This is a genomic window from Microbacterium sp. NPDC055312 (assembly GCF_053645675.1).
The window spans coordinates 691,872-705,276 of record NZ_JBSHMU010000001.1; the positions used below are offsets into that span (position 1 = coordinate 691,872).

The window sequence follows — 13,405 nt, forward strand, 5'->3', positions numbered from 1 at the left end:
CCGCGGGGGTGCGCTCTCGGCGTGTGCGCTGTCGTCAGAAGCCAACGAGCTTGCCCTCCTCGATGTTTCCGAGCACGTGCGCGTGCACGTGGAAGACCGACTGGGCGGCGCTGGCGCCGTTGTTGAAGATCAGACGGTACTCGCCGTTGGCGTGCTCGGTGGCGATCTGCTTGGCGACGGCCACCATGTCGGCCATCAGGCCCGGGTCGCCGGCGGCGAGCTCGGTGACGTCGCGGTACTGCTCGGTCTTGGGGACCACGAGCGCGTGCAGCGGCGCCTGGGGGTTGATGTCGCGGATCGCGAACACGCGGTCGGTCTCGGCGAGGATGTCGCCGGGGATCTCCCCGTTCAGGATGCGGGTGAAGATCGAGGGTTCGCTCATGCTCTCAGCTTATCCGGGTCCCTGGGCCTGTCACCCTGGGTCCCTGAGCCTGCCGAAGGGCCCTGCGCCCACCTGGGTCCCTGAGCCTGCCGAAGGGTCACCAGCGGCCGAGGTTGGCCGAGAGCACCGCGATCGCCGCGGGGCCAGCCGTCGAGGTGCGCAGCACCGTGTCGCCCAGACGAACGCGCTCGGCGCCCGCGGCCTCGAGCCGCTCCATCTCGTCGGGCGCGATGCCGCCCTCCGGCCCCACCACCAGCACGAGGTCGCGCCCGTCGGGGCGGATGCCGGTGATCGGCGTCTGCGTCCACGGATCGAGCACGAGCAGCCGGGCATCCGCCGCACGCTCGGCCAGCTGTGCGGTCGACTGCACGGGAGTCACCTCGGGCACCCACGCCCGGTGCGCCTGCTTGGCAGCCTCGCGGACGATCGTCGCCCAGCGCTCGCGGCCCTTCGCCGCCTTCGGACCCTCCCAGCGCGACACGCTGCGCGCGGCCTGCCAGGGCACGATCTCGTCGACGCCGAGTTCGCATGCGGCCTGCACGGCCATCTCGTCGCGGTCGCCCTTCGCGAGCGCCTGCGCGAGCACGATGCGCGTCTCGGGACCGTCCTGCACGCGGCGTCCGGTGATCCGCACGCTCACCTGCGACGCCGTGACGTCTTCCGCCGCGCCCTCGAGCCACACACCGCGCCCGTCGCCGATGGTCACGGTCTCGCCGACGCGCACGCGGCGCACCACCGAGGCGTGCTTCGCCTCGGATCCGGTGAGCCGGACGAGTTCGCCGACGGCGACGTCGGTGCAGTCGGGTACGACGAAGTGCAGGGCCATGGGGCTCCGATCGGCAGTGGTGCGGGCGTCGGTCAGTGGCTGCGGAAGCGGTCGCGCAGTTTCGAGAACAATCCCTGCTGGAACTGGGCGAGCTTGGGAGCCGGAGCCTTCGCCTTCTTCGCGAAGTCCTCGATGAGCTTGCGCTGCGCCCCGTCGAGCTTGGTCGGCGTGATCACCTGCACGCCCACGCGCAGGTCGCCGCGCTGCGATCCGCGCAGCGGGGTGATGCCCCGTCCGCCGATGGTCAGGACGTCACCGGACTGCACGCCGGCGCGCAGCTCGAGGTCGACCGCGCCGTCGAGGCCGTCGATGGTCGTGGTGGTGCCGAGGATGGCATCCGTCATCGACACCTCGAGGGTCGCGAGCAGGTCGTCGCCGTCTCTGCTGAACACCGCATGCGGTGCGACGGCCACCTCGACGTACAGGTCGCCGTTCGGGCCGCCGGCCCGGCCGACCTCGCCCGAACCGGGCAGCTGCAGGCGCAGGCCGGTCTCGACACCGGCGGGGATGTCGAGGGCGACCGTGCGGCGCGAGCGCACCCGCCCCTGGCCTGCGCACGACCCGCACGGGTTGGGGATGACGGTGCCGAAGCCTTCGCAGCTGCCGCACGGCTGGGTGGTGACGACGTTGCCGAGCAGGCTGCGCACCTGCCGCTGCACGTGGCCGCTGCCCCCGCAGACGTCGCAGGTGACGGGAGACGTGCCCGGCTGGCAGCAGCTGCCGTGACAGGTCTCGCAGAGCACCGCGGTGTCGACCTCGATGTCCCTGTGCACGCCGAAGATGACGTCGCCGAGCTCGAGGTTGATGCGCACCAGGGCATCCTGTCCCCGTTCGCGACGCGACCGCGGACGCGCGGCACGGGCACCGCCCGCGGCCCCGAAGAACGTCTCGAAGATGTCGCCGAAACCGCCGAACCCGCCGCCGAAGCCGCCGTTCTGGTCGCCGCCCATGTCGTAGCGGCGCCGGGAGTCCTCGTCGCTGAGCACGTCGTAGGCGTGCGTGACGAGCTTGAACCGCTCCGCGGCGTCCTCCCCCGGGTTCACATCGGGGTGCAGCTGCCTGGCGAGCTTGCGGTAGGCCTTCTTGATCTCATCCTGAGAGGCGTCTTTCGACACCCCGAGGACCTCGTAGTGATCCGCCACGGTCACCTTTCTTCGTGTGCGTTCGTGTGTGCGGCGGCCCCGATCAGCGGGCTGCCTCGTCTTCTTCGAGCATGCGCGACAGGTAGCGGGCCACGGCCCGCGCTGCGGCGAGGTTGCTCGGATAGTCCATGCGGGTCGGCCCCATCACGCCGACGCGCGCCGTGCCGCCGGGCGCGGCGTAGTTGCTGGCGACGATCGACGCCTCACCGAGCCCGAACGGGGCGTTCTCCGTGCCGATGCTCGTGGCCAGGCCGTGCTCGTCGGTCACCATCTCGCTCATCAGCCGCAGCAGGGTCACCTGCTCTTCGATCGCCTCGAGCAGAGGATGGATGCTGCCGCGGAAGTCCTGCTCGCGCCGCGCGAGGGTGGCTGCCCCTGCCATCACCAGCCGCTCCTGGCGGAACTCGGCCAGTTCCTCGGCGATCACGGCCGCCAGCGCCGACAGCGCCGGCTGCAGGCGGGATCCGGTCTGCATGTCGATGACGGAGGCGATGCGCTCGGACGCCTCGCCGACCGCGCGGCCGGTGATGAGCGCGGCGAGCTGGGCGCGCAGCACGGCCAGGTCGGCGTCGTCGATGTCGATGGGCAGCGGCGAGATGCGCTGCGATACGCCGCCGGCATCGGTGACCAGCACGACCAGCATGCGGTTCGGCGCGAGAGCGACGAGCTCGACGTGCGTGATGCTCGCTCGCGCGAACGACGGGTACTGGGCGAGAGCGACCTGCCCGGTGAGCTGGGTGAGCACGCGCACCGTGCGGGCCATCAGATCGTCGAGGTCACTGGGTGCGGCGAGGAACGACTCGATGGCTGTGCGCTGCGGCGCCGAGAGCGGGCGCACCTGGGCGAGGTGGTTGACGAAGACCCGGTAGCCCTTGTCGGTCGGCACCCGGCCCGACGAGGTGTGCGGCGCGGTGATGAGCTCTTCGTCCTCGAGCTGCGCCATGTCGTTGCGGATGGTCGCGGCGGAGACGCCGAACGCGTGCCGCTCGACGATCGACTTGCTGCCGACCGGCTCGTGGGTCGCGACGTAGTCCTGCACGATCGCACGGAGGACCTCAAGGCCTCGTTGTGTGACCATCATCCCTCCCGCTGGCACTCGAACGTTCCGAGTGCCAATCCTACCCGTTCGCACCCGGCGGTCGGTCCGTCCTTCGACAAGCTCAGGAACCCAGGAGTCTCAGGCTCAGGAACCCAGCGCCAGGCTCGGGATCCCCGGAGTCCAGCGACCCCCGTCAGTCGGTGAGCGCGCGCACCACGGCATCCGCCAGCAGCCGACCACGCAGGGTGAGTCGCACCCGACGCTGCCGCAGAGCCGCAGCCGCGTCGACGAGCCCGTCCGAGATCAGCTCGGCGACCCGGTCACGTCGTCTCTCGGCGATGTCGTCGATCGGCAGGCCCTCCGCGAGACGACTCTGCAGCAGCACGCGCTCGAGCGTGCGCGCCGCGAGATCGGGTCGCTCGCGGCCCGCGGCGGGCGACTCGCCGAGGGCGAGCCGCTGCGCGTACGCGGCCGGATGCTTCACGTTCCACCAGCGCAGGCCCGCGACGTGGCTGTGCGCGCCCGGTCCGAAGCCCCACCAGTCCGAGCCGCGCCAGTACGCCATGTTGTGCCGCGAGCGGTGATCCCGTGACTCCTGGGGTCCTGAGCCTGACTCCTGGGGTCCTGAGCCTGTCGAAGGACGGGCCCAGTTGCTCACCTCGTACCACTCGAAGCCCGCCGCTGCCAGCCGCTGATCGGCGGACTCGTACATGTCGGCCTGCAGATCGTCGTCGGGCGCCGGCACCTCGCCCCGCCGGATCTGCCGGGCGAGCTTGGTGCCGTCCTCGATGATCAGCGCGTAGGCCGAGATGTGATCGGGCTCGAGGGCGATGGCCGCATCGAGGGACTGCTCCCAGTCCGCGAGCGACTCCCCCGGCGCCCCGTAGATGAGGTCGACGCTCACGTCGAGGCCGGCGTCGCGCGCGGCGTCGACGGCCGTGCGGACGTTCTCCGGACGGTGGGTGCGGTCGAGCGCCGCCAGCACGTGCGGCACGGCGGACTGCATTCCGACCGAGAGGCGGGTCACCCCGGCATCCACCAGCGTCCGCACCACGTCGGGCGTCACGGTGTCGGGGTTGGCTTCGACGCTCACCTCGGCGCCGTCCCGGATGCCGAATGCCGACGTCACCGCGCTGAGCATCCGCGCCAGATCGCCCGCGGGCAGCAGAGTCGGAGTTCCGCCGCCGAAGAAGACCGTGTCGACGGGACGGATGCCGCCGGCCTCGCCGAGCACCGCTGCCGAGAGTGCGACCTCGCGGATCAGCGTGTCGGCATACTCGTCCTGCTTGGCGCCGCGCAGCTCGCTCGCGGTGTAGGTGTTGAAGTCGCAGTACCCGCAGCGCACGCGGCAGAACGGCACGTGCAGGTAGGCCGAGAACGGCACGGAGGGGTCGACGACGAGGTCGTCCGGCAGGCGGCCGTCGGCCGGCGCCGGATCCCCGAGCGGAAGAGGCGCGGCCATCAGAGCGTCCGTGCCATCAGAGTGGGTGGGCCATCAGAGTGCGCGCACCATCAGATCGGGGTCGCGTACAACGGCGAGATGGCGCGCAGGTAGAGGGCGAACAGCTCGCGCCGGCGACGGCGCACCATGCCGGGAAGCCGGTACAGCAGGGCCACGGGAGCATCGAACGCCCGCACGGTGAACCACACCTCGTCGGTGTCCTCGCGCCAGTCGATGTCGAACGACTCCTCACCGCTCACCACCGAGCCGCCGACGGTGCCGAGCACGAAGCCGATGCGGCGACGCTCCTCCGTCACCGAGATCACGCGCAGCTCGGCATCCGCTCTCATGCCCTTGACACGGCCGTGCAGCTGCAGGGTCATGCCCGGCGCGACGAACGGCATCCCGTCGGCGGCGAAACGCTGCTCGACCTGGGTGCGGTTCGGCGCGATGGGCGCGCCCTCGGCGTCGAAGCTCACGCCGGTGTAGGCGGAGCCGGCGGCTGGGCGCACATCGCGCAACTCGAGTCCCGCAGCGCGCTGCGCCGTCCACGACAGCAGCGCTTCTCCGGCCGTGCGGAAACGGTCTTCGCCGCTGCCAAGACGCCAGGATGCCTCGGCAGGAATACTGCGTTCGGGCGGGTACTGCATGAGATCGGGTGCGTGGGTCGCACCCACCGCGGCATAGTCCACCGTGCCTTCTCGGAAAGTCCCCCGACGCATGATCTCCAGCCTAAGCGACCTGTCTGAACAGTCTCCGAACGACACCGCGTCCGCAGCGACCTACTTCTTGTCCTTGCCCTCGACGTCACCCGAGAGGGCGGCGATGAACGCCTCCTGAGGCACCTCGACACGACCGACCATCTTCATGCGCTTCTTGCCCTCCTTCTGCTTCTCGAGCAGCTTGCGCTTACGGCTGATATCACCGCCGTAGCACTTGGCGAGCACGTCCTTGCGGAGGGCGCGGATGGTCTCGCGCGCGATGATGCGCGCGCCGATCGCCGCCTGGATGGGCACCTCGAAGTTCTGCCGAGGGATGAGCTTGCGCAGACGCTCGGCCATCATCGTGCCGTAGGCGTACGCCTTCTCGCGGTGCACGATCGCGCTGAACGCGTCGACCTTGTCGCCCTGCAGCAGCACGTCGACCTTGACCAGATCGCCCTCCTGCTGCCCGTCCGGCTCGTAGTCGAGGCTCGCGTATCCCTGCGTCTTCGACTTCAGCTGGTCGAAGAAGTCGAACACGATCTCGCCGAGCGGCATGCGGTAGCGCAGCTCGACGCGCTCCTCGCTGAAGTACTCCATGCCCAGCAGCGACCCGCGTCGCGACTGGCAGAGCTCCATGACCGCGCCGACGTAGTCCTTGGGCAGCAGGATCGCGGTCTTCACCATGGGCTCCGAGACCGAGGCGACACGGCCGTCGGGGTACTCGCTCGGGTTGGTCACGATGACCGTCTCGCCGGTGTCGGTGACGACCTCGTAGATCACGCTGGGAGCGGTGGTGATGAGGTCGAGTCCGAACTCCCGCGAGAGCCGCTCGGTGATGATCTCGAGGTGCAGCAGCCCGAGGAAGCCGCAGCGGAAGCCGAAGCCGAGCGCGACGGATGTCTCGGGCTCGTACTGCAGCGACGCGTCCGACAGCTTGAGCTTGTCGAGCGCCTCGCGCAGCTCGGCGTAGTCGCTGCCGTCGATCGGGTAGATGCCCGAGAACACCATCGGCTTCGGGTCGGTGTAGCCGGCGAGGGGCTCGACCGCCGCTCCCCGAGCCGTCGTGATCGTGTCGCCCACCTTCGACTGGCGCACGTCCTTCACACCGGTGATGAGGTAGCCGACCTCGCCCACTCCGAGGCCGCTCGAGGGGATCGGCTCGGGGCTCGAGACGCCGATCTCGAGCAGGTCGTGGGTCGCCTTAGTCGACATCATCTGGATGCGCTCGCGCGGGTTCAGCTTGCCGTCGACCATTCGCACGTAGGTCACGACGCCGCGGTAGGAGTCGTAGACCGAATCGAAGATCATGGCGCGGGCAGGGGCATCCGGATCGCCGACCGGAGCCGGGATCTCCTGCACGATCCGGTCGAGCAGCTCTTCGACGCCGACGCCGGTCTTGCCCGAGACGCGCAGCACGTCCTCGGGCTTGCCGCCGATCAGGTCGGCGAGCTCCTTCGCGAACTTCTCGGGGTCAGCGGCGGGCAGGTCGATCTTGTTCAGCACGGGGATGATGTGCAGGTCGTTCTCGAGCGCCAGGTACAGGTTGGCGAGAGTCTGCGCCTCGATGCCCTGCGCTGCGTCGACGAGCAGGATCGCGCCCTCGCAGGCGGCGAGCGATCGCGACACCTCATAGGTGAAGTCCACGTGCCCGGGGGTGTCGATCATGTTGAGCGCGAAGGTCTCGTCGCCTGACGACCAGGGCATCCGCACCGCCTGGCTCTTGATCGTGATGCCGCGCTCGCGCTCGATGTCCATGCGGTCGAGGTACTGCGCGCGCATGTCGCGATCCGCCACCGAGCCGGTGACCTGCAGCATCCGATCGGCCAGCGTCGACTTGCCGTGATCGATGTGGGCGATGATGCAGAAGTTGCGGATCTGCGTGGCGGGCGTCGCTGCCGGAGACAGCGGGGTGAGAGCGCGGGGTGACATGTGGTCCTTGGTGCGTCCGAAAGGGTTCTGACAAGTCTACGTTCCGCCGGCTCAATCCCCCATTCCTGCCCACCGGTGATAGTCTCGCGAAGTTGCTCGAAGCGATCCGGTGAGACTGGATCCCGTCGGCTATACGACTCCGTCACGGCCGTCCTGCCGGTGTCGACGTAGGCTGGAAGTGGAATGACCCAGAACGTCATCCCGACTCAGCGTCGCGTCGGAGATCCCGGGCACGGCTGTAGAAGAGAAAGACCCTCCACTTTGATCAAGTATCTCGTGCGCCGGACACTCGGCTGGCTGCTCATGATCGTGGTCGCGACGAATGTCACCTACTTCCTTGCCTGGTCATTCCTCGATCCACGAAGCAACTACGTCGGCCGCAAGCCGCCCCTGAGTCCGGAGCAGATCGAAGGTCTGCTCGGACCGCGAAACCTCAGCGAGAGCACACCGCTGATCGAAAGGTGGTGGACCTGGCTCACGGGCATCCTGCTCCGGTGGGACTGGGGCCTGAGCCCCACCGGCGGCTCGGTGAACAACGAGATCGGCTACCGCATGTGGGTCAGCGCCGAGCTGGTGCTCGGGGCGACCATCATCATGACCGTGCTCGGCATCTGGATCGGCGTGTACACGGCATCCCGCCAGTACAAGCTCGGCGACCGCATCTGGCAGGCCGTGTCGATCATCACGATGAACATCAACATCATCGTCGCGGCGCTCGCCGTCGTCATCCTGGCCATCAACTTCAACAACTGGGTCGGCACGCGCGTCTTCTACGTCACCGGCTCCTCGAGCCAGGGGGTGACCGGGTTCTTCCCGGTGCTCGTCGATGCGCTGCAGCATCTGATTCTGCCGACGATCGCCCTCGTCGTGACCGGATATGCCGGAACGCACTTCCTGCAGCGCTCCCTGCTGCTCGACAACATCAGTGCCGACTACGTGCGCACCGCTCGTGCGAAGGGCCTGACGAAGTCACAGGCGATCCGGCGGCACGCGCTGCGCACGTCGCTGATCCCCGTGGCCACGCAGGTCGCGTTCTCGATCCCGGCGATCTTCACCGGCGCCATCCTGACGGAGACGATCTTCGCCTGGCAGGGCATGGGCCGCTACTTCCTGACCACGATCAACGGCAACGACGTGCACGGCGTGGTCGCCGTCGCCGCCTTCGGTGCCGTCCTGACCGCGATCGGCGCCGTGCTCGCCGACATCGCCGTCGTGGTCCTCGACCCGCGAGTGAGGGTGAGCTGACATGACCAACCAGATGATCGACTCCCAGATCCAGCCGCCCGTCGGGCCCGACACGACCGCCGAGCGGGTGCCGACCAAGCAGCTGTCGAAGTGGACGCTCTACACGCGCCGGTTCATGCGCAACAAGCCGGCCGTGTTCGGCATCGTCGTGTTCGTCCTGCTCGCGCTGGCATCCGTCGTCGTCCCGCCGCTGTCCGGCTGGGATGTCAACGAGATGGACTTCCTCAATCTCTCCACCGGCCCCTCGTCCGACCACTTCTTCGGCACGAATGCCTCGGGCAACGACACGTTCACGCAGACCTTCGTCGGTCTGCAGCGATCGCTGATGATCGCCCTCGTCGTGTCGATCGGAGTGACCGTGATCTCGGCGATCGTCGGCACGGCCGCAGCTTACTTCGGCGGTCGTGTCGAGCGCGTCACCCTCGTGATCATCCACTTCTTCATGGTCGTGCCGACCTTCCTCATCCTCGCCCTGGTCTCCAACGACGCGGGTGGCGATTGGCGGGTGATCTCGCTCGCACTGATCTTCACCGGCTGGTTCTTCCCGGCCCGCGTGATCTGGACGATGGCGCTGTCCCTGCGCGAGCGCGAATACGTGCACGCGGCGCGCTACATGGGCGTCCCCGGAATGCGCGTGGTGCTACGGCACCTGCTGCCGAACGTCGGCTCGCTGCTCGTGATCAACTTCACGCTGGGGTGGTAGCCGCGGTGATGACGGAGACCGGTCTGTCGTTCATCGGCTTCGGGGTGAAGATCCCTGATGTGTCGCTCGGCTCGCTGATCGGCGAGGGGGCGGCCAGCGTCACCAGCGCGCCGTGGCTGTTCTACTTCCCCGCGCTGGCGCTCACCCTGCTGACCGTGTCGATGGCGCTCGTCGCCGACGGTCTGCGGGATGCCCTCGATCCCACCTCTGCGGCAGGAGGCCGTGCATGAGCAACGTACTCTCCGTCCGTGACCTCAGGGTCAGCTTCGCGTCCGAAGCCGGCCGCGTGGACGCCGTGCGCGGCGTCTCCTTCGATCTCGAGGCCGGCAAGACGCTCGGCATCGTCGGCGAGTCCGGCTCGGGCAAGTCGGTCACCTCGCTGGCGATCATGGGACTGCTCGACGAGAACGCTCGCGTCACGGGATCCATCCAGTTCGAGGGAGAGGAGCTGCTGGGCAAGACCGACAAGCAGATGTCGGTGATCCGCGGCAACGGCATGGCAATGGTCTTCCAGGACCCGCTCACCTCGCTCACCCCGGTGTTCACGATCGGTGACCAGCTCATCGAGGCGCTCACGGTGCATCGCAGCCTGTCGCGCACCGACGCCTGGGACCGCTCGCTCGAGCTGCTCCGCCTGGTCGGCATTCCCGAACCCGAGAAGCGGATGAAGTCGTTCCCGCACGAGTTCTCCGGAGGCATGCGCCAGCGCGTGGTCATAGCCATCGCGATGGCGAACAACCCGCGACTGATCATCTGCGACGAGCCGACGACGGCGCTGGACGTGACCATCCAGGCGCAGATCCTCGACCTCATCGAGAAGGCGCAGGACGAGACCGGCGCCGCCGTGATCATGATCACGCACGACATGGGCGTGGTGGCGCGCACCGCAGACGACGTCATGGTGATGTACGCCGGCAAGCCCGTCGAGCACGCCCCCGCGCACGAGCTGTTCCACCGCACCCGCATGCCGTACTCGATCGGCCTGCTCGGTGCGATCCCCCGTGTCGACAAGACCGAGAAGGAGCCGCTCACCCCGATCAAGGGCAACCCGCCGCTGCTGATCGACCTGCCGGACGCGTGCCCGTTCGCGGCGCGCTGCCCGATCGCCGTGGCCGCCTGCGTCGAACGGGAGCCCGAGCTGCTTCCCGTGGCCACCGGCAGTGGGCAGGCGCATCTCGCTGCCTGCATCCGAGCCGACGAGATCGACGACGACGGTCGCATCGGCGGTCTGCCGGTGTACCCGGTCGCCCCGATCCCCGAGAGCGAACTGACCCGCACGCCGCGCGAGCAGCGCCCGGTGACGCTCGAAGTGCGCAACATGGTCAAGACGTTCCCGCTGACCAAGGGCGCCTTCCTGAAGCGCAAGGTCGGCGAGGTGCAGGCGGTCAAGGGTGTCAGCTTCGACGTGCGCGAGGGCGAGACCATGGCCATCGTGGGCGAGTCCGGATCGGGCAAGACCACGACGCTGCTGCAGATCATGGACTTCGAGAAGCAGGCCGACGGCGACATCATCATCGCCGGCACGAGCGTGAACGAGCTGCACGACCGCAAGCTGGAGCGCCGGCTGCGCCGCGACATCCAGATCGTCTTCCAGGACCCGATGGGTGCACTCGATCCGCGAATGACCGTCACCGACATCATCGCCGAGCCCATGCGCGCCATCGGGATGGCGAAGGACGACGTCAATGCCCGAGTGCAGGAGCTGATGGACCTGGTGGGGCTGAACCCCGCCCACCGCGATCGGTTCCCCGGGGCGTTCTCGGGCGGGCAGCGCCAGCGCATCGGCATCGCCCGCGCTCTGTCGACCAACCCGAAGATCATCGTGCTCGACGAGCCGGTGTCGGCGCTCGACGTGTCGATCCAGGCGGGGGTGATCAACCTGCTCGACGAGCTGAAGGTCAAGCTGGGCCTGTCGTACCTCTTCGTCGCGCACGACCTGTCGGTGATCCGCCACATCGCCGACCGCGTCGCTGTGATGTATCTCGGCGAGTTCGTCGAGCACGGCGACGTCGACGAGGTCTTCGACAACCCGCAGCACCCGTACACGCAGGCGCTGCTGTCGGCCATTCCCGTGCCCGACCCCGATGTCGAGCGCACCCGTCTCCGGGTCGTCTTCGACCCGGAGACGATGTCGACGCGTCCGGCGACTGTCTGATCACCGTCCGATAACAGTTAGTCCCGATTCACTGTCGCGCCCGCCGGATGCCGGGAAGCGCGAACTATCCTCCCCATATGACACGCCGCAAGGCGAAAGGAGCACCATGAAGCAGCAGAAGCTGATGGGAGCGCTGGCACTCGCCGGCGCTTTCGCACTCGTCCTCACCGGGTGCGCCTCTGACACCGGAGACAAGGGTGGCAGCGGCGATGACGGCAGCGCAGCCGAGACCTCGGCCGCGGACTACAACCCGCAGCCGCGCGAGAACCTCAAGGAGGGCGGCACGGTCAACTTCCCGATCAACGAGATCCCGGAGCAGCTGAACTCCTTCCACGGTGACGGCAGCGCCGACACCGCTCGTGTCGCCGCGTGGTACATGCCGCAGATCCTGCTGCAGAAGCCGGACGGCACGCCCTACAAGCACGACGCGTACCTCGACGAGTGGAAGATCGACACGGTCGACGGCAAGACGCAGATCACCTTCACGTTCACCGACGAGGCCACCTGGAACGACGGCACGCCGATGGACTGGACGGCGATCGACGCGACGTGGAAGGCCAGCCGCTCCACCGAGGAGGGCTTCGTCCCGAACGCCACCGACGGCTACAAGGAGATCGAGAAGGTCGAGCAGGGCGACACGCCCAAGACCGCGATCGTCACCTTCAAGGGCGAGTTCGCCTGGCCGCAGATGCCGTTCCTGACGGGAATCATCCACCCGGCGCTGGCCGACCCGGACACCTTCAACTCCGCGATGATCGACGAGCCGCACGCCGAGTGGGGCGCAGGCCCTTACACGGTCGACGAGTTCGACGCGAATAAGGACTTCATCTCGTTCAAGCCGAACGACAAGTGGTGGGGCGACAAGCCGCTGCTCGACAAGGTCACCTTCAAGGGAATGGACTCGCAGGCCTCGATCAACGCGTTCAAGAACGGCGAGATCGACATGGTCGGCGTGGGTACCAAGGACCGCCTCGCGCAGGTCAAGGACATGAAGGACATCGAGGTCTACCGCGCCCAGCAGACGGCCAACACGCTGCTCGAGGTCGACGCCGAGAAGCCGCAGTTCGCGGACGTCAAGGTGCGCGAGGCGTTCTTCAAGGCCATCGACATCGACCAGCAGAAGAAGATTGCGTGGAACGGCCTCGGATACGAGGAGGAGCCGGCCGGCTCGCTGACCCTCTTCTCGTTCCAGCCGGGCTACTCGAACGCGCTGGAGGAAGCCGGCTACAAGTTCGACGTCGACGGCGCCAAGAAGCTCCTCGACGAGGCGGGCTGGAAGGAGGGCTCGGACGGCATCCGCGAGAAGGACGGCGTCAAGCTCTCGGTCACCTACCCGATCCACAACGACGACCCGACCCAGAAGGCCCTCGCGCAGTCGATCCAGGCCCAGGAGAAGGCCATCGGAATCGAGGTCAAGGTGGACGTCCGGCCGGCGAACAAGTTCGCCGAGGACTACAACAGCAAGAACTGGGACATCTTCAGCCTGCGCTTCACCTCGTCCGACCCGTTCGGCGCGGCATGGTTCTGCCAGCTGTACTGCCAGGACATGGGCCTGAACCTCTCGGGCGTGCAGACGCCCGAGATGGATGAGCGCATCCACGAAGAGGTCGAGTCGATCAACGACCCCGAGAAGCAGACGGCTGCGGCCATGAAGCTCGAGGCCGAGATCTTCCAGGACTGGGGCCTCATCCCGCTGTACAACGGGCCGTCCATCTCGGCGGCCAAGACGGGCCTCGCCAACCTGACCCCGGAGCCCTACGTGGGTCTGGATCTCTTCGGCGTGCAGCCGGTTGAGAACGTCGGCTGGGAGAAGTAAGCACAGCACGATCTGAGCGGGGC

General features: G+C 68.0%; 12 protein-coding genes. 5 read left to right on the top strand and 7 right to left on the bottom strand.

The window, feature by feature from the left end; genetic code table 11:
- Window positions 1-34: 34 nt before the first annotated feature.
- From ACWIDW_RS03370 to lepA, 7 genes are all read right to left on the bottom strand, one after another.
- Entirely contained in the window at window positions 35-382 is a 348-nt protein-coding gene (locus tag ACWIDW_RS03370; RefSeq protein ID WP_313357366.1) for an HIT domain-containing protein, read from the bottom strand.
- Between the two features lie 97 nt (window positions 383-479).
- A complete protein-coding gene (locus ACWIDW_RS03375; protein WP_454122932.1) occupies window positions 480-1,208 on the bottom strand; it encodes a 16S rRNA (uracil(1498)-N(3))-methyltransferase in 729 nt (242 codons plus the stop codon).
- 32 nt (window positions 1,209-1,240) lie between these two features.
- Complete coding sequence (gene dnaJ, locus ACWIDW_RS03380; protein WP_454122934.1) at window positions 1,241-2,350, bottom strand: molecular chaperone DnaJ; 1,110 nt, start codon at window positions 2,348-2,350, stop codon at window positions 1,241-1,243.
- A gap of 43 nt (window positions 2,351-2,393) precedes the next feature.
- Complete coding sequence (gene hrcA, locus ACWIDW_RS03385) at window positions 2,394-3,428, bottom strand: heat-inducible transcriptional repressor HrcA (RefSeq protein WP_454122936.1); 1,035 nt, start codon at window positions 3,426-3,428, stop codon at window positions 2,394-2,396.
- 154 nt (window positions 3,429-3,582) lie between these two features.
- Window positions 3,583-4,851, bottom strand: coding sequence for a radical SAM family heme chaperone HemW (gene hemW, locus ACWIDW_RS03390; RefSeq protein ID WP_454122937.1), 1,269 nt, complete (start codon window positions 4,849-4,851; stop codon window positions 3,583-3,585).
- 50 nt (window positions 4,852-4,901) lie between these two features.
- Window positions 4,902-5,552, bottom strand: a complete 651-nt coding sequence (locus ACWIDW_RS03395; RefSeq protein ID WP_454122939.1) for a DUF1990 family protein — start codon at window positions 5,550-5,552, stop codon at window positions 4,902-4,904.
- A gap of 60 nt (window positions 5,553-5,612) precedes the next feature.
- Entirely contained in the window at window positions 5,613-7,463 is a 1,851-nt protein-coding gene (lepA, locus tag ACWIDW_RS03400; protein WP_454122941.1) for a translation elongation factor 4, read from the bottom strand.
- A 261-nt stretch (window positions 7,464-7,724) separates the two neighbouring features.
- On the opposite strand from lepA, the gene ACWIDW_RS03405 reads away from it, so the two are divergent.
- From ACWIDW_RS03405 to ACWIDW_RS03425, 5 genes are all read left to right on the top strand, one after another.
- Window positions 7,725-8,708 carry an ABC transporter permease gene (locus tag ACWIDW_RS03405; protein ID WP_452321156.1) on the top strand — a complete coding sequence of 328 codons (984 nt, stop codon included), beginning with the start codon at window positions 7,725-7,727 and terminating at the stop codon, window positions 8,706-8,708.
- Between the two features lies 1 nt (window position 8,709).
- Window positions 8,710-9,411 carry an ABC transporter permease gene (locus tag ACWIDW_RS03410; RefSeq protein ID WP_454122943.1) on the top strand — a complete coding sequence of 234 codons (702 nt, stop codon included), beginning with the start codon at window positions 8,710-8,712 and terminating at the stop codon, window positions 9,409-9,411.
- 8 nt (window positions 9,412-9,419) lie between these two features.
- The gene (locus tag ACWIDW_RS03415) at window positions 9,420-9,641 is read left to right on the top strand and encodes a hypothetical protein (protein ID WP_454122945.1); all 222 of its coding nucleotides are present in this window, start codon (window positions 9,420-9,422) and stop codon (window positions 9,639-9,641) included.
- The gene (locus tag ACWIDW_RS03420) at window positions 9,638-11,566 is read left to right on the top strand and encodes an ABC transporter ATP-binding protein (RefSeq protein ID WP_454122947.1); all 1,929 of its coding nucleotides are present in this window, start codon (window positions 9,638-9,640) and stop codon (window positions 11,564-11,566) included. Before ACWIDW_RS03415 ends, ACWIDW_RS03420 begins: the two co-directional genes overlap by 4 nt.
- Before the next feature lie 106 nt (window positions 11,567-11,672).
- Window positions 11,673-13,382, top strand: a complete 1,710-nt coding sequence (locus tag ACWIDW_RS03425; protein ID WP_454122949.1) for an ABC transporter family substrate-binding protein — start codon at window positions 11,673-11,675, stop codon at window positions 13,380-13,382.
- The last annotated feature ends 23 nt before the right edge of the window (window positions 13,383-13,405 follow it).